Below are 16398 nucleotides of genomic sequence, written 5' to 3' on the forward strand. Positions count from 1 at the left end.
GTCCTTAGTACGAGAGGACCGGGATGGACGCACCGCTGGTGTACCAGTTGTTCTGCCAAGGGCATAGCTGGGTAGCTATGTGCGGAAGGGATAAGTGCTGAAAGCATCTAAGCATGAAGCCCCCCTCAAGATGAGATTTCCCATAGCGTAAGCTAGTAAGATCCCTGAAAGATGATCAGGTTGATAGGTTCGAGGTGGAAGCATGGTGACATGTGGAGCTGACGAATACTAATAGATCGAGGACTTAACCATATAATATGTAGCAATGTTATCTAGTTTTGAAGGAATATGCCTTCAATAGTTTGGTGATGATGGCAGAGAGGTCACACCCGTTCCCATACCGAACACGGAAGTTAAGCTCTCTAGCGCCGATGGTAGTTGGGACCTTGTCCCTGTGAGAGTAGGACGTCGCCAAGCTATTTATATTGTCGCGGGGTGGAGCAGCACGGTAGCTCGTCGGGCTCATAACCCGAAGGTCGCAGGTTCAAATCCTGTCCCCGCAACCAAATGGTCCCGTGGTGTAGTGGTTAACATGCCTGCCTGTCACGCAGGAGATCGCCGGTTCGACCCCGGTCGGGACCGCCATTTCATATAAAGAAAAGAACGAAACAAGTTGTTTCGTATTTTTTTATTTGTTTTAACAAAAAACTAATAAAGACAGTCAAACTATCCTTAGGACAACTCCTAAGGACTTTTTTATATATTCAAAACCTGTATAATAAAGAGCAGAGAACATTGTGAGTAAAGTAGGTGAAATCTGTGAGTAAATATGAAGTAACAACAAAATCTTCTGAGGAAACACAAAGGTTATCAGAAAAACTAGGTGAGCTCGTAGAGGCACAAGATGTAATTATTTTAGAAGGAGATCTTGGAGCTGGTAAGACGACTTTTACAAAGGGACTAGCAAAAGGTCTTGGAGTGAAAAGAGTTGTAAATAGTCCTACCTTTAATATCATCAAAGAATATAAAGGAAGATTACCGCTATATCATATGGACGTGTATCGCTTAGCAGAAAGTGAAGAGGACTTAGGCTTTGATGAATATTTCTACGGTGAAGGAATTACGGTAGTAGAATGGGCTCATTTAATAGAAGCATATTTACCGAATGAAAAGTTACAAATTAGTTTATTCCATGCTGGAGATGACACAAGAAAAATTATACTCGAGCCAATTGGAGATCGCTATATTAGATTATGTGAGGAGCTATTACAAGATGAAAGTACTAGCAATTGATACTTCAAATTACGTAATGGGTGTATCCCTTATTGAGGAAGGAAACGTAATTGGGGAAATCATTACAAATTTAACAAAAAACCATTCTGTACGTCTTATGCCAGCTGTAGAGAAACTGTTAAAAGAGTGTGGCGTAAAACCGAAGGAATTAACTAAAATCGTTGTAGCTGCTGGACCTGGATCCTATACAGGTGTTCGCATAGGCGTGACAGCGGCGAAAACATTAGCTTGGTCACTTCAAATACCAATTGTAGGTGTATCAAGTTTAGAGGTAGTAGCTGCAAACGGTGCTAACTTTAACGGATTAATTTGTCCTTTATTTGATGGAAGACGTGGGCAAATTTATACTGGGTTATATACATATGAAGGAGAGCAGTTAACTTCAATAGAAGAAGACCGAATTATTCTTATTGTAGACTGGTTGCAAATGTTAAAAGATAAAGGACAGCCTGTTTTATTTATCGGTAACGATGTTAAATTGCATAAAGAAACAATTATAGAACATTTAGGTGATCAAGCTGTATTCGCTCCATTTACTAAAAATAACCCAAGACCAAGTGAGCTAGCATTCTTAGGATTACAAAAAGAAGAACAAGATGTGCATACGTTTGTTCCAAGCTATCTTCGTTTAGCTGAAGCTGAAACAAAGTGGTTAGAAAGTCAAAACAAGTAGGAGCTTGCAGAAGATGGATATGATGTTTAGAAAGATGGAGCTTGATGATATTGCTCAAATTGTAGCTATTGAAGAAGCGTCTTTTTCAACTCCTTGGACTGCAGATGCCTTTCACCGTGAATTAACGATGAATGAACATGCACATTATATTGTGTTAGAAAAAGATGGTCGTGTAATCGGGTATTGTGGATTGTGGATAATTATTGATGAATCACATATAACAAATATAGCTATTTTGCCAGAATACCGAGGTCAAAAGTTAGGAGATGCCCTATTGAAAGCAGTTATTTCTGAAGCGAAAGAACTAGGGGTAAAAACAATGACACTTGAAGTACGTGTATCAAATGAAGTAGCAAAGCAGTTATACAGAAAATACGGATTTCAAAATGGTGGGATTCGTAAACGATACTATGCAGACAATCAGGAAGATGGTCTCGTAATGTGGGTGAATATATAATGGAAAAAAATACGATTATACTTGGTATTGAAACAAGTTGTGATGAAACAGCAGTAGCAGTTGTTAAAAATGGAACGGAAATTATTGCGAATGTCGTTGCATCACAAATTGAAAGTCATAAACGTTTTGGCGGCGTTGTACCAGAGATTGCATCCCGTCATCATGTAGAAGAAATTACAGTTGTGTTAGAAGAAGCTTTAAAGGAAGCAAACATCACATTTGATGATATTGATGCAATTGCTGTAACAGAAGGTCCTGGTTTAGTAGGAGCACTTCTAATTGGAGTAAATGCAGCGAAGGCAGTAGCGTTTGCACATGATATTCCGTTAGTCGGTGTTCATCATATTGCTGGTCATATTTATGCGAACCGTTTAGTAAAAGAAGTTCAATTCCCGTTATTATCACTTGTTGTATCTGGTGGGCATACAGAACTTGTTTATATGAAAGAACATGGTTCATTTGAAGTAATTGGTGAAACACGAGACGATGCAGCTGGAGAAGCATATGATAAAGTAGCTCGTACGTTATCTATGCCATATCCAGGTGGTCCTCATATTGATCGCCTTGCACATGAAGGAGAACCGACAATTGATTTGCCTCGTGCATGGCTAGAACCGGATTCATATGATTTTAGCTTTAGTGGATTGAAATCAGCAGTTATCAACACTGTGCATAATGCAAAACAACGCGGTATAGAAATTGCGCCAGAAGATTTAGCGGCAAGTTTCCAAGAAAGTGTAATAGATGTACTTGTAACGAAAGCAGCTCGTGCAGCAGAAGCTTATAATGTAAAGCAATTACTTCTTGCTGGTGGAGTAGCTGCTAATAAAGGACTTCGTGCGCGATTAGAAGAGGAATTTGCACAAAAAGAAAACATTGAATTAATTATTCCGCCGCTATCTTTATGCACAGATAATGCAGCGATGATTGCAGCGGCAGGGACAATTGCTTATGAACAAGGTAAGCGTGCAACATTAGCCTTAAATGCAAATCCAGGATTAGATATTGAAGCATAGTTATGCACATAATTAACCACAGGTTGTGGATAAAACCCATATTGTCTGTTGATAATATGGGTTTTATTGTGTATATAAAATGTTGATAACTTTTTTGTTGATTGTGGATAATGTGGAAAAGTTATTTTGAGGTTTATTTTATAAAGGTGGATATGTGTATAAACTTGTGGATAAATAGGATGATGTCAGACCTTTGAATTTGTTCTTTTTCGGGAAATAAAAGGCCAGAAGATATCCCCGAAAAACATTTTGAAACATCACCCCATTATAGAAGATGCTAATATTGTCAATCTTTGTCGTTAAATCGATATTTCGTGTCAAATTGTTAATATATATAGGGTTACGATAGATATATTTGAAAAATCGTTAGTATATTCTAAGTTACGATTGATATACTCAAAAAATTGTTTCTGTATTAAAAGAAAAGAAGATGTCGCATAGTCAAAAATCCTGACTTATGAGACATCTTCTTTATTTAAATATGCTTATACATGCAGCTCTTCCCATTCTGCCATACAAGTTTCAAGTTGTTCTTGTAGCGTTTGCTTTTTAGTTGTAATTTCACTAGCTTTTTCATAATCTGCATATATTTCTGGTAAGCAAAGTTGATCTTCTAACGTAGCAATTTCTTCTTCTAATTCTAATATACTTTGTTCTAGCTCTTCAATTTTTCTAGTGCGTTGACGCTCTAGTTTTTTACGCTCTTTTTCTTCTAAATAATTTAATTTCTCTTGTGCAACCACCTTTTGAACAGGAATGTCACTTTCTTGCTGTTCAAGTTCTGCACGTTCAATCATTTCATTTTTCTTTTCAACGTAGTAATCGTAATCCCCTAAATATTCCTGTGCACCTTCTGTTGATAACTCAACCACAGTCGTTGTTACACGGTTAATAAAGTAGCGGTCATGTGAGACGAATAGAAGAGTCCCTGGGTAATCAATTAAAGCATTCTCCAAAATTTCTTTACTATTTAAATCAAGGTGGTTCGTAGGCTCATCTAGAATTAATAAATTTGATTTTTGCATCATAAGTTTTGCAAGAGCTAATCGAGCTTTTTGTCCACCACTAAGGGAAGATACTGGTTTCAGTACATCATCTCCTGTGAATAAAAAATTCCCGAGTATAGTACGGATTTCTTTTTCAGGTTGCAGTGGATATTCATCCCATAGTTCATTTAAAACCCGTTTAGAAGATGTTAAGTTTGCTTGTTCTTGATCATAATAACCAACAGATACATTTGATCCGAAAGAAACATCACCATTTAATAGTGGTAACTTATTCACAATAGACTTTAATAATGTGGATTTCCCAATTCCATTTGGACCAACTAAAGCAACACTATCTCCGCGAGTTAAGCGCATAGTTACATGTTCAATTATAGGGTTCTCATCATAGCCGATGGTTGCATCATTTACTTGTAAAACATCATTTCCACTTTGCTTTTCAATATCGAAGTGGAATGATGCTGACTTAGAATCCCCTAATGGTCTCGTTAATAATTCCATTCTGTCTAGTTGTTTACGGCGACTTTGAGCCCGTTTCGTTGTAGAAGCGCGAGCTATATTCTTTTGAACGAAGTCCTCAAGTTTTGCGATTTCATCTTGTTGTTTTTCGTAACGTTTCATTTCTTGCTCATATAATGCTGATTTTAAGTCTAAATATTTACTGTAGTTACCAACAAATCGTCTGCTTTCTTTATTCGAAATTTCATATACTTGTGTAACGAGTTTGTCTAAGAAATAACGGTCATGTGAAACGATTAATATTGCGCCAGGATAACCTTGTAAATATTGCTCAAGCCACGTTAATGTTTCGATGTCTAAATGGTTTGTAGGCTCATCCAAAATAAGTAAGTCTGGTTTTGTTAATAATAATTTCCCGAGAGCTAATCTTGTTTTTTGCCCGCCGCTTAAAGTAGAAATCGTCGTCTGGTGCGTTTCAACTGGGAAGCCAAGGCCGCTTAAAATGGAGCGAATATCCGCTTCATATTGATATCCACCTTGATCTTTATAATTGAGTTGCAATTGGTCATACTCAGCTAACAATCTTTCATATGTAGCTTCGTTTGAAAAGTTTTCTTCTTTTCCCATTTCTTGCTCAAGCCTTCGAAGTTTTGTCTCCATTTGCTGTAAGTGGGTAAAGACGGTTAGCATTTCATCCCAAATTGTTAAAGACGTTTCTAGTCCAGTATTTTGAGCTAAATATCCGATTGAGACATCTTTTGGTTTTATAATTTCGCCACCATCATGAGATAATTCACCAGCGATTATTTTTAATAATGTAGATTTTCCTGCTCCATTCCTTCCAACTAATGCGATACGATCTTTTGTTTGTACTTCCAATTTTATGTTTGCCAGAATTGTTTCTGCACCGTATAATTTCGAAAGCGCGTTTACTTGTAATAAAATCAATGTTTTCACCTCAAATAATTTCTTAACTTTGCCATGTTTATATTTCTCAATCATACTAAAAATAGTGTATAGTTTAAAATAAAGAGAGAATACTTCTTCTCTTTATTATACAAGGAATTTAATGAGTGCTAAACTTCTGTATTTGATTAAAGTATATGAATAATGATAGGAAGAGAGGAGAGGTCATATGGATCAGCAAAAGATTCCACAAGCCACTGCTAAAAGATTGCCTCTATACTATCGATTTATCCAAAACTTATCTCTTTCTGGTAAGCAGCGTGTTTCATCGGCCGAATTGAGTGAGGCAGTAAAAGTAGATTCCGCAACAATACGAAGAGATTTTTCGTATTTTGGAGCGTTAGGGAAAAAGGGATATGGATATAACGTAAATTATTTATTATCATTTTTCCGCGAAACACTTGATCAAGATGATATAACACGTGTAGCACTTATTGGAGTAGGTAATTTAGGGACCGCTTTCTTACATTATAATTTCACGAAAAACAATAATACAAAAATTGAAATGGCATTTGATGTTAGTGAAGAGAAAGTTGGAACAGAAATCGGGGGCATTCCTGTATATCATTTAGATGAATTAGAAGAGAGATTATCAAATGATATACAAGTGGCAATATTAACAGTACCAGCCACAGTAGCACAAGCTGTAGCAGATAGATTAGCTGAAACGAGCGTGCACGGTATTTTGAATTTCACACCAGCGCGATTAAACGTATCAGAGAATATTAGAATTCATCATATTGACTTAGCTGTAGAGTTACAAACATTAGTTTACTTTTTGAAAAACTATCCACAATAAAACGCAGAGGAAGCGACCTCTGCGTTTTATTATTGTTTCTTCTTTGTGAATTTAACTAATATAAGGCGAAGTGCCAAATTAAAATCAATTGTTGCCATAACTGCAAATAGTATTGTCCACATATTCCAGATTGTATCTGTCACGTTCGTAATGGCCAAGCGTGTAAAGATACATCCAAGAAGGAAGTATAGTGCAGCCATGAACAATGGTGAGTTTCTCATACAAAAAATCCTCCGATAAAGCCTTGCATTTTTTCAGCTTCTTTAATCATTTCTTGAATTTGCTCATTGCTCATAAAAATTTGCCCAATAGCAACTAATGTATTCATCGCAACATGAGCTGCAATCGGAACGATAATACGTTTCGTCTTCACATATAAGAAGGCGAATACGAGCCCCATAGCAGTGTATACCAATAAGTGAGTAAAATCAAAATGAATTGCTGCGAATACAAGCGAACTAATGATAGCTGCAATAAAGAAGTTAAACTTCTTATAAAGTGCACCAAATAAAATTTTTCTAAATACGATTTCTTCTAAGATAGGTCCGATTATAGATACGACAATAAGGAACCAAGGTGTCGTTCTTGCAATTTCCATCAGTTTCATTGTATTTTCTGAACCTTGCTTAATTCCTAGTAGCTGCATCTCGATCATACCGGCAACTATTTGTGAAAAGAAAGCTAAGAAGAACCCGATGAAAATCCATCCAATAGTAGCTGGGACAGAAGAGCGCATTGCATCTAAATGCCTGTCACGAATATCTGTTCTAAGTAACCAAAGTATGATACATAATGCAACAAAGAAGCTAATAATTGCCCAGTGTCCCATTATGATTTGTCCTTTTTCCTCAATGGTAAATCCTCTATTATCATAGAGTCCTGTTTTTAGGAGAAGTGGTAATCCAACAACGCCAGATAACTGCATTAAAATGTATGTAACGATAATCCACCAGTATTGTTTCTTCAAATGGTTTAACCATCCTTTCTAACTCTAGTGTATGAGATAAGGTAGGATAACATGTAAATATGTTATCTACGATATAAACTTTCATTCGAATTATGATTTTTTTGTAAATCTTTATTTGAAATTAAAGTAGGAGACAGGAAAAAGTTGTACGTTTAGCGAAAACAACTTAGGGTGTCTTTCATATTGTAACATACGAGTAGGGGAAACAACGATTCATATAGTAAAGGCGGTATTCTATATAGAAAGTTTATATAGTAATTTGCGAAAAAATTATGATTTTTTTACTTGCAAAAGAAATTGAGATTATTTATTATTATAAGTGTGTTAGCACTCGGATGACTTGAGTGCTAATAAAAGAAATTTACATAACAAAATGAGGAGGTTATTGTTCATGCTAAAGCCATTAGGTGATCGCGTTGTAATTGAGCTTGTTCAAGCAGAAGAAAAAACAGCAAGTGGTATTGTATTACCAGATACTGCAAAAGAAAAACCACAAGAGGGTAAAGTTGTTGCAGTAGGTACTGGTCGAGTGCTTGAGAATGGTGAGCGTGTTGCTTTAGAGGTAGCAGCAGGTGATCTTATCATCTTCTCAAAATATGCAGGTACTGAAGTGAAATATGAAGGTACAGACTACTTGATTTTACGTGAAAGTGACATTTTAGCAGTTATCGGTTAATTATATAAATCTTAAAAAATCCAAGGGGGTCAATTATTATGGCAAAAGATATTAAATTTAGTGAAGAAGCACGTCGTTCGATGCTTCGCGGTGTCGACACTCTTGCAAACGCAGTAAAAGTAACACTTGGACCAAAAGGTCGTAACGTTGTACTTGAGAAAAAATTTGGTTCACCACTTATTACAAATGATGGTGTAACAATCGCAAAAGAAATCGAATTAGAAGATGCATTCGAAAACATGGGTGCGAAGTTAGTAGCAGAAGTTGCTAGCAAAACAAACGATGTAGCTGGTGACGGAACAACAACTGCAACTGTATTAGCGCAAGCTATGATTCGTGAAGGTCTTAAAAACGTAACAGCTGGTGCGAACCCAATGGGTCTTCGTAAAGGTATCGAAAAAGCTGTTACTGCTGCAATTGAAGAATTAAAAACGATTTCTAAACCAATCGAAGGCAAATCTTCTATCGCACAAGTAGCTGCTATTTCTGCAGCTGACGAAGAAGTAGGTCAATTAATCGCTGAAGCAATGGAGCGCGTTGGTAACGACGGCGTTATTACTTTAGAAGAGTCTAAAGGATTCACAACAGAATTAGACGTAGTAGAAGGTATGCAATTTGATCGTGGATATGCATCTCCTTACATGATTACTGATTCTGACAAAATGGAAGCAGTTCTTGATAACCCATACATCTTAATCACTGACAAAAAGATTTCTAACATTCAAGAAATCTTACCAGTATTAGAGCAAGTGGTACAACAAGGTAAACCACTTCTTATCATTGCTGAAGATGTAGAAGGCGAAGCTTTAGCTACATTAGTAGTGAACAAACTTCGTGGTACATTCAACGTAGTAGCTGTTAAAGCTCCTGGATTTGGTGACCGTCGTAAAGCAATGCTAGAAGATATCGCAATCTTAACAGGTGGCGAAGTAATCACTGAAGAATTAGGCCGTGACTTAAAATCTGCTACAGTTGAATCTTTAGGACGCGCTGGTAAAGTTGTTGTAACGAAAGAAAATACAACTGTAGTTGAAGGTGTAGGAAGCACAGAACAAATCGAAGCTCGCATCGGTCAAATCCGTGCGCAATTAGAAGAAACAACTTCTGAATTCGATCGTGAAAAATTACAAGAGCGTCTTGCAAAACTTGCAGGTGGCGTAGCGGTAATTAAAGTAGGTGCAGCAACTGAAACTGAGTTGAAAGAACGCAAACTTCGCATTGAAGATGCACTTAACTCAACTCGTGCAGCAGTAGAAGAAGGTATCGTTGCAGGTGGTGGTACTTCACTTATGAACGTATACACAAAAGTAGCTTCTATCGTAGCTGAAGGCGACGAAGCAACAGGTATCAACATTGTACTTCGCGCACTAGAAGAGCCAGTTCGCCAAATCGCAATCAACGCTGGTCTAGAAGGATCTGTAGTTGTAGAGCGTCTAAAAGGCGAAAAAGTAGGCGTTGGTTTCAACGCAGCTACTGGCGAATGGGTTAACATGCTTGAGTCTGGTATCGTAGATCCAGCTAAAGTAACTCGCTCTGCACTTCAAAACGCAGCATCTGTTGCAGCTATGTTCTTAACAACTGAAGCTGTAGTAGCTGACAAGCCAGAACCAAATGCACCAGCAATGCCTGACATGGGCGGCATGGGCATGGGCGGTATGGGCGGAATGATGTAATTCCGTTTGCCCTAAAAAACATCCATTTCTATATAGAAATGGATGTTTTTTTATGTTTTTTAAAAAAGGAAATGAATTTCTGTAGAATTTTGTCGCTTTCTCTCTTGACCATATTGATACTTCATTGTTAGAATCTAGGAAGATAATATAAAACGATCCTTCATATATCCTCAATGATATGGTTTGAGAGTCTCTACCGGGTTACCGTAAACAACCTGACTATGAAGGCAGTGTGTCTTATATTTATAAAGAGCGGAGACTATCTTTCTTTATAAAGCCAGACCCCTGCCTTTTCTTTGTTATGAGACTAGAGGCGGAGGACTGGCTTTTTTTATTATATTGGTAATGCTTTTCGCCAAATTGGTGAAAATATTTATATACGAGAACTAACGTTGGGGTGATTATTTTGAAGAAACAACACGATACAATTATCGTTTTAGATTTTGGAAGTCAATACAATCAGTTAATAGCACGTCGAATTCGTGAGTTCGGTGTATACAGTGAACTTCATCCACATACAATTACTGCAGAAGAAATTAAAGCAATGAATCCAAAAGGGATTATTTTCTCTGGTGGACCAAATAGTGTATATGGTGAAGGTGCATTACATTGTGATGAAAAAATCTTTGAACTAGGTTTACCAATCTTCGGTATTTGTTACGGTATGCAGCTTATGACGCAACACTTCGGTGGTAAAGTAGAGCGTGCAAATCACCGCGAGTACGGAAAAGCTGTTCTTAAAGTAGAGAACGAATCAAAATTATATGCGAACCTTCCAGAAGAGCAAGTTGTATGGATGAGCCATGGTGACTTAGTAACTGGTTTACCTGAAGGATTCGTAGTAGACGCAACAAGTGAATCTTGCCCAATTGCTGGTATGAGCAATGAAGACAAAAACTTATACGGTGTACAATTCCACCCAGAAGTACGTCACTCTGAGCACGGTAACGATTTAATTAAAAACTTCGTATTCGGTGCTTGTGGTTGTTCTGAAGGATGGAACATGGAGAACTTTATCGAAGTAGAATTAGAGAAAATCCGTGAAACGGTTGGAGACAAAAAAGTACTATGCGCACTTAGCGGCGGTGTAGACTCTTCTGTTGTAGCAGTGTTAATTCATAAAGCAATTGGTGACCAATTAACATGTATTTTCGTTGATCACGGTTTACTTCGTAAAGGCGAAGCGGAAGGCGTTATGAAAACATTTAGCGAAGGCTTCCATATGAACGTTATTAAAGTGGATGCAAAAGACCGCTTTATGGACAAGTTAAAAGGTGTAGAAGATCCAGAACAAAAACGTAAAATCATCGGTAACGAATTCATTTACGTATTTGATGATGAAGCGTCTAAATTACAAGGTATGGACTTCTTAGCGCAAGGTACACTTTACACAGATATCGTTGAGAGTGGTACAGCAACTGCACAAACAATTAAATCTCACCATAACGTTGGTGGACTTCCAGAAGACATGCAGTTCAAATTAATCGAGCCTTTAAACACGTTATTTAAAGACGAAGTACGTGTATTAGGGTCTGAACTAGGAATTCCTGATGAAATCGTATGGCGTCAACCATTCCCAGGACCGGGTCTTGGTATTCGTGTATTAGGTGAAATCACAGAAGAGAAATTAGAAATCGTTCGTGAATCTGATGCGATTTTACGTGAAGAAATTATTAAAGCGGGCTTAGACCGTGAAATCTGGCAATACTTCACTGCGCTTCCTGGTATGCGTAGCGTAGGTGTTATGGGTGACGAGCGTACTTACGATTACACAGTAGGTATCCGTGCGGTAACATCTATCGACGGTATGACAGCTGACTGGGCACGTATCCCTTGGGACGTATTAGAGAAAATCTCTGTACGTATCGTAAACGAAGTAAAACACGTTAACCGTATCGTGTATGATGTAACGAGTAAGCCACCAGCAACGATTGAGTGGGAATAGTATTTATAAAAAGGTCCATCTATTGCTTATGCATAGATGGATCTTTTTTATTTTGGTATTAATACGAACGAAACTATAAAATTTTATAAAAATGTTCGTTTTTAAATTGACAAAACTACTTCGTCGAGTTAATATGATTATGTAATTCAAACGAAAAGTGAATATTATAGCCGTCGTATAATATCGGGGATATGGCCCGAAAGTTTCTACCTAGCTACCGTAAATGGCTTGACTACGAGGCGTTTGTATAAAGATGAGGGGAAACTTGTCTTTGTTTATAGAACGCTTCCATGTATAAATGCAATGGAAGCCTTTTTTATTTCTCGGGATAAAAGAGGGCTAGGAGAAATGCGGCGAGTAATCATATAACGGGGGAAACGTAAGATGAAACGCTATTTTCAGTTTGATGAGCTCGGTACGAATTATAAGACTGAGTTCATAGCAGGGTTAACGACATTTCTATCTATGGCTTACGTACTATTTGTCAATCCTGCTACGCTGTCGCTTGGAAATGTTAAAGGGTTACCAGCAGGTACAGGGATGGATCCAGGTGCAGTATTCGTTGCTACGGCATTAGCGGCAGCGATCGGTTCGTTAATTATGGGTATTTTCGCGAAGTATCCAATTGCTTTAGCGCCGGGTATGGGAATTAACGCGTTCTTTGCTTATACAGCAGTGTTAACGATGGGTATTCCGTGGCAAACGGCCATTGCTGGAACATTAATGTCAGGTATTATCTTTATTATTCTTACTGCTTCAGGTATTCGTGAAAAAATCATTAATGCAATTCCATCGGAGTTAAAGTTTGCAGTAGCAGCAGGTATTGGATTATTCATTGCTTTCCTTGGATTCCAAAATGCCGGAATTATCGTGAAAAACGATGCGGTTCTCGTTGGGTTGGGGGACTTAACAAAGGGCACAACGTTACTAGCAATCTTCGGGGTTGTTACTACGATCATCTTCATGATTAAGAAAGTTAATGGTGCAGTATTTTACGGTATGATTCTTACAGCGATCTTAGGAGTTGCAACAGGATTAATTGATACTCCGAAAGCTGTGGTGGGAGCAATACCGAGTCTAGAACCAACGTTCGGCGTGGCGTTAACGCACTTCGGCGATATTTTCACAGTTCAAATGGGGATTGTTATTATAACGTTCTTCTTTATAGATTTCTTTGATACAGCAGGTACGCTTGTAGCGGTTGCGAATCAAGCAGGATTAATGAAGAACAATAAATTACCACGTGCAGGAAAAGCGTTATTTGCAGATGCGATTGCAACTGTAATTGGTGCGATCTTGGGTACATCAACAACAACGTCTTACATTGAATCTTCTGCAGGGGTAGCAGCGGGAGGGCGTTCTGGATTTACAGCAGTTGTAACAGCAGGATTCTTCTTACTGGCACTATTCTTCTCGCCATTACTAAGTGTTGTAACGCCAGCTGTAACGGCACCGGCTTTAATTATTGTAGGAATCTTGATGGTTTCTTCCTTAGGGGAAATTGATTGGAAGAAATTCGAGATTGCAGTACCAGCATTCTTTACAATTATCTCTATGCCACTTACGTATAGTATCGCAACTGGGATTGCGATTGGATTTATCTTCTATCCAATTACAATGGTAGTAAGTGGTCGTCGTAAAGAGGTTCATCCGATTATGTATGTTATGGGAGTTTTATTCGTACTATATTTCATCTACGTTCGTAAATAAAAGGGGTTTTTTGAAAGGTCTAGACTTAAGGGGAGTCTAGACCTTTTTTGCGTCTTCAGAAAAACTTAAGGATTTCCGAGCGTTTTTCTTCAGAAGTTTTCCTATAATAGAAGTTAGGGATTAAAAAAGTGATGGGGGAGATATTGTGGCATACGAAACAATACTTGTCGTAGATGATGAAAAAGAAATTCGGAATTTAATTACAATCTATTTAAAGAATGAAGGATATAAAGTATTACAAGCAGGAGACGGAGAAGAAGGATTACGTTTACTAGAAGAAAATGAAGTACATCTAGTCGTATTAGATATTATGATGCCGAAAGTGGATGGTATTCATATGTGTATGAAGGTAAGGGAAGCGAAAGAAATGCCTATTATTATGCTTTCTGCGAAAACGCAAGATATGGATAAGATTTTAGGGTTAACAACGGGTGCAGATGATTATGTAACGAAACCATTTAATCCGTTAGAGTTAATCGCAAGAATTAAATCTCAGTTACGCCGTTATATGAAAATGAATGGTTTCGCTATACAAAATGAGGACGAGCTAGAAATTGGAGAGATGAAAATAAACATCTCGACCCATAAAGTTATTGTGGACGGAGAAGAAGTGAAACTGACCCCAAGGGAATTTTCAATTCTAGAATTACTAGCTCGTAATCCGGGTATGGTCTTTAGCGCGGAACAAATTTATGAAAAGGTTTGGAACGAAAGATCTTTCCAGTCTGATAATACGGTAATGGTGCATATTCGAAAAGTACGTGAAAAGATTGAGGAGAATCCAAGGAAACCTAGATATATAAAAACAGTATGGGGAGTGGGGTATAAGATTGAAAAAGATATTTAATCCGTTTACTTATGTTAGGAAAATTCGAGAATTAATTAGGAAGATAATAAAGAGTGTGAAACGGAGTATACGAATTCAACTTATTACTGCATTTACTGCTTGTGCGTTATTAGGACTCTTTGTATCAACGAAGATAGTAGCACCTGTTTTTGAAGATGCTAGTCGACATGCTGAGATTAATTATAGAGATGGTATGGAACAAATTAATCGTAAAGCGCAAAGTACCGCGGAAATGATGGTTGATGCAAATAAATTAGATGCTGTACAAAGTATGATAGAGCTAGAAAATGAAAATTTAGAGCAGAGGCAGGATGCTTTTAAAATATTAGTTACGGATGAAAGTGGTAAGGTTTTGTATAAAACGAAGCAGGCGCAAGAAGAACAAATTAATTTGCATAATACAATTCGTAATGCAACTTCGTTTGCTATCAATTATTCAAATAATAATGATATTGAAAGATCTAGAAAAGAGTTTATTACTTTCTCACCTATTACAATTGAAGGTAAAAATTTGTATATGTTTGTGAGCGGAATTCCTCAAGGAGAAGTAGTGTATTATAAAGTAGAAGGGCCATTCCCATTTTTAATTGGTGTACTCGTATTCATTTTCTCTTTCTTCTATATAACAAAGAGAAAGATGAAGCAAATTGAAGCGATGGCACAAGGTGTAAAGGAAATAGAAAAAGGCAACTTAGCGTATCGTATAGAGAAGAAAGGTGAAGATGAGATTGCATCTTTAACAGAAAATATTAATAATATGGCAGAAGAGCTTATGAATAATATAGAAAAGGAACGTAAATTAGAGAAGCAAAAGAACGAGCTTATTACAAATGTATCTCACGATTTGCGTACACCACTGACTTCTATTATGGGTTACTTGCGATTGCTTCGAGATTCTAAATATGAAAATAAAGAGCAACACGATGAATATACGAGAATTGCTTTTGCGAAGTCAGAGCAGTTAAAGAATTTAATAGAAGATTTATTTGAGTATACGAAGTTAACGAATGAACAAGTTGTATTAGAAAAACAAGAAGTATGTGTAAATGAGTTATTGGAGCAATTAATAGAAGAGTTAGTACCGCAAGCGGAAGAGCATGGACTTACGTTTGTTAAGAAGTTTCCTGAGGAACGTGCTTATGCATCGATTGATTCGGAAAAGATGGTTCGTGTATTTGATAATTTACTAATGAATGCAATTAAGTATAGTAAAGATGATGGAGAGATAAAAGTTTCTCTTCAAAGGCAGCGTAGGGATATACAAATTGTAATTGCGAATCATAGTGAAGATTTTACGAGAGAAGAGTTAGCGAATTTATTTGAACGTTTCTATAAGAAAGATCAATCTCGAAGTAGAGTAACGGAAGGGTCGGGACTCGGTTTAGCGATTGCGAAAAGTATTGTTGAGTTACAAGGTGGTAGTATTCGAGCGGAATATAGGGATGGTATTATTCAATTTATCGTCTCGTTACCAATTATAGAGAAATAATAAATGAATAGAATGATATGTGATAAAAAGGCTTATTTTAAAAGAAATAAGCCTTTTTATATTTTTTATAAAAACGTATTGACGATTATACTTTAGAGGTGTAATATAGAACAAGTCGCCGATGACATTAACGTCGCAAGCGACAAACAAAATGAAAAACTTAGTTGACATTAACTAACGAAGATGTTAACATAAGGAAGTCGCAAATGAGCGGCCAAGTAGTTCTTTGAAAACTGAACGAAACAAACAACGTGAAACGTCAATTTTTATTTTAGATGCTAGACAAACTAACTTTATTGGAGAGTTTGATCCTGGCTCAGGATGAACGCTGGCGGCGTGCCTAATACATGCAAGTCGAGCGAATGGATTAAGAGCTTGCTCTTATGAAGTTAGCGGCGGACGGGTGAGTAACACGTGGGTAACCTGCCCATAAGACTGGGATAACTCCGGGAAACCGGGGCTAATACCGGATAACATTTTGAAC

Annotated in this window: 14 protein-coding genes, 2 tRNA genes, 1 rRNA gene, 2 riboswitches and 1 other annotated feature; of the genes, 14 read left to right on the forward strand and 3 right to left on the reverse strand. The window is 37.3% G+C overall.

The window, feature by feature from the left end; all coding sequences use genetic code 11:
- Nucleotides 1-240: a sequence feature (23S ribosomal RNA rRNA prediction is too short), on the forward strand.
- 61 nt (nt 241-301) lie between these two features.
- The 7 genes from rrf to tsaD all read left to right on the forward strand — a co-directional run bounded on the left by rrf (nt 302) and on the right by tsaD (nt 3379).
- Nucleotides 302-417, forward strand: a 5S ribosomal RNA gene (gene rrf, locus BAQ53_RS01245).
- A gap of 12 nt (nt 418-429) precedes the next feature.
- Nucleotides 430-506, forward strand: a tRNA-Met gene (locus tag BAQ53_RS01250).
- Between the two features lie 3 nt (nt 507-509).
- Nucleotides 510-585, forward strand: a tRNA-Asp gene (locus tag BAQ53_RS01255).
- Nucleotides 586-759: 174 nt separating this feature from the next.
- Nucleotides 760-1233: a tRNA (adenosine(37)-N6)-threonylcarbamoyltransferase complex ATPase subunit type 1 TsaE gene (tsaE, locus tag BAQ53_RS01260; RefSeq protein ID WP_000049642.1), complete on the forward strand. Its 474-nt coding sequence runs from the start codon at nt 760-762 to the stop codon at nt 1231-1233.
- Nucleotides 1214-1906: a tRNA (adenosine(37)-N6)-threonylcarbamoyltransferase complex dimerization subunit type 1 TsaB gene (tsaB, locus tag BAQ53_RS01265; RefSeq protein WP_000865753.1), complete on the forward strand. Its 693-nt coding sequence runs from the start codon at nt 1214-1216 to the stop codon at nt 1904-1906. The genes tsaE and tsaB overlap by 20 nt, the downstream gene beginning before the upstream one ends.
- A 13-nt stretch (nt 1907-1919) precedes the next feature.
- Nucleotides 1920-2363, forward strand: a complete 444-nt coding sequence (rimI, locus tag BAQ53_RS01270) for a ribosomal protein S18-alanine N-acetyltransferase (protein ID WP_131252214.1) — start codon at nt 1920-1922, stop codon at nt 2361-2363.
- Nucleotides 2363-3379, forward strand: coding sequence for a tRNA (adenosine(37)-N6)-threonylcarbamoyltransferase complex transferase subunit TsaD (tsaD, locus tag BAQ53_RS01275; protein ID WP_000414585.1), 1017 nt, complete (start codon nt 2363-2365; stop codon nt 3377-3379). Before rimI ends, tsaD begins: the two co-directional genes overlap by 1 nt.
- 485 nt (nt 3380-3864) lie before the next feature.
- Here the strand turns inward: tsaD and BAQ53_RS01280 are convergent, their stop codons facing one another.
- On the reverse strand, nt 3865-5790 hold the full coding sequence (locus BAQ53_RS01280) for an ABC-F family ATP-binding cassette domain-containing protein (RefSeq protein WP_000602151.1): 1926 nt from the start codon (nt 5788-5790) through the stop codon (nt 3865-3867).
- Nucleotides 5791-5977: 187 nt separating this feature from the next.
- On the opposite strand from BAQ53_RS01280, the gene BAQ53_RS01285 reads away from it, so the two are divergent.
- A complete protein-coding gene (locus BAQ53_RS01285) occupies nt 5978-6607 on the forward strand; it encodes a redox-sensing transcriptional repressor Rex (RefSeq protein ID WP_000372699.1) in 630 nt (209 codons plus the stop codon).
- Between the two features lie 29 nt (nt 6608-6636).
- Here the strand turns inward: BAQ53_RS01285 and BAQ53_RS01290 are convergent, their stop codons facing one another.
- Together BAQ53_RS01290 and BAQ53_RS01295 are read right to left on the reverse strand one after the other, a co-directional pair.
- Entirely contained in the window at nt 6637-6828 is a 192-nt protein-coding gene (locus BAQ53_RS01290) for a YdiK family protein (protein WP_001246205.1), read from the reverse strand.
- Nucleotides 6825-7574: a CPBP family intramembrane glutamic endopeptidase gene (locus BAQ53_RS01295; RefSeq protein ID WP_000745321.1), complete on the reverse strand. Its 750-nt coding sequence runs from the start codon at nt 7572-7574 to the stop codon at nt 6825-6827. Before BAQ53_RS01295 ends, BAQ53_RS01290 begins: the two co-directional genes overlap by 4 nt.
- A gap of 391 nt (nt 7575-7965) precedes the next feature.
- On the opposite strand from BAQ53_RS01295, the gene groES reads away from it, so the two are divergent.
- From groES to BAQ53_RS01325, 6 genes are all read left to right on the forward strand, one after another.
- Nucleotides 7966-8250 (forward strand): co-chaperone GroES, encoded by a 285-nt coding sequence (groES, locus tag BAQ53_RS01300; RefSeq protein WP_000917311.1) that lies wholly within the window; start codon nt 7966-7968, stop codon nt 8248-8250.
- 38 nt (nt 8251-8288) lie between these two features.
- The gene (groL, locus tag BAQ53_RS01305) at nt 8289-9923 is read left to right on the forward strand and encodes a chaperonin GroEL (protein ID WP_001029993.1); all 1635 of its coding nucleotides are present in this window, start codon (nt 8289-8291) and stop codon (nt 9921-9923) included.
- A 140-nt stretch (nt 9924-10063) separates the two neighbouring features.
- Nucleotides 10064-10165: riboswitch (purine riboswitch) on the forward strand.
- 164 nt (nt 10166-10329) lie between these two features.
- Complete coding sequence (gene guaA, locus BAQ53_RS01310) at nt 10330-11868, forward strand: glutamine-hydrolyzing GMP synthase (protein ID WP_000743911.1); 1539 nt, start codon at nt 10330-10332, stop codon at nt 11866-11868.
- 153 nt (nt 11869-12021) lie between these two features.
- A riboswitch (purine riboswitch) is annotated at nt 12022-12123 on the forward strand.
- A gap of 129 nt (nt 12124-12252) precedes the next feature.
- Nucleotides 12253-13578, forward strand: coding sequence for an NCS2 family permease (locus BAQ53_RS01315; RefSeq protein ID WP_000833096.1), 1326 nt, complete (start codon nt 12253-12255; stop codon nt 13576-13578).
- Between the two features lie 145 nt (nt 13579-13723).
- Nucleotides 13724-14425 carry a response regulator transcription factor gene (locus BAQ53_RS01320; protein ID WP_046945167.1) on the forward strand — a complete coding sequence of 234 codons (702 nt, stop codon included), beginning with the start codon at nt 13724-13726 and terminating at the stop codon, nt 14423-14425.
- The gene (locus tag BAQ53_RS01325) at nt 14409-15914 is read left to right on the forward strand and encodes a HAMP domain-containing sensor histidine kinase (RefSeq protein ID WP_000719249.1); all 1506 of its coding nucleotides are present in this window, start codon (nt 14409-14411) and stop codon (nt 15912-15914) included. Before BAQ53_RS01320 ends, BAQ53_RS01325 begins: the two co-directional genes overlap by 17 nt.
- The last annotated feature ends 484 nt before the right edge of the window (nt 15915-16398 follow it).

The sequence above is a fragment of the Bacillus sp. B25(2016b) genome (assembly GCF_001679765.1).
Taxonomy (GTDB): Bacteria; Bacillota; Bacilli; order Bacillales; family Bacillaceae_G; genus Bacillus_A; species Bacillus_A thuringiensis_K.

Excerpts from the sequence above, each read along its gene's own strand:
- tsaB (WP_000865753.1), top strand. The coding sequence starts at position 1,214 with ATGAAAGTACTAGCAATTGATACTTCAAATTACGTAATGGGTGTATCC.
- rimI (WP_131252214.1), top strand. The coding sequence starts at position 1,920 with ATGGATATGATGTTTAGAAAGATGGAGCTTGATGATATTGCTCAAATT.
- tsaD (WP_000414585.1), top strand. The coding sequence starts at position 2,363 with ATGGAAAAAAATACGATTATACTTGGTATTGAAACAAGTTGTGATGAA.
- BAQ53_RS01285 (WP_000372699.1), top strand. The coding sequence starts at position 5,978 with ATGGATCAGCAAAAGATTCCACAAGCCACTGCTAAAAGATTGCCTCTA.
- BAQ53_RS01290 (WP_001246205.1), bottom strand. The coding sequence starts at position 6,828 with ATGAGAAACTCACCATTGTTCATGGCTGCACTATACTTCCTTCTTGGA.
- groES (WP_000917311.1), top strand. The coding sequence starts at position 7,966 with ATGCTAAAGCCATTAGGTGATCGCGTTGTAATTGAGCTTGTTCAAGCA.
- groL (WP_001029993.1), top strand. The coding sequence starts at position 8,289 with ATGGCAAAAGATATTAAATTTAGTGAAGAAGCACGTCGTTCGATGCTT.
- BAQ53_RS01315 (WP_000833096.1), top strand. The coding sequence starts at position 12,253 with ATGAAACGCTATTTTCAGTTTGATGAGCTCGGTACGAATTATAAGACT.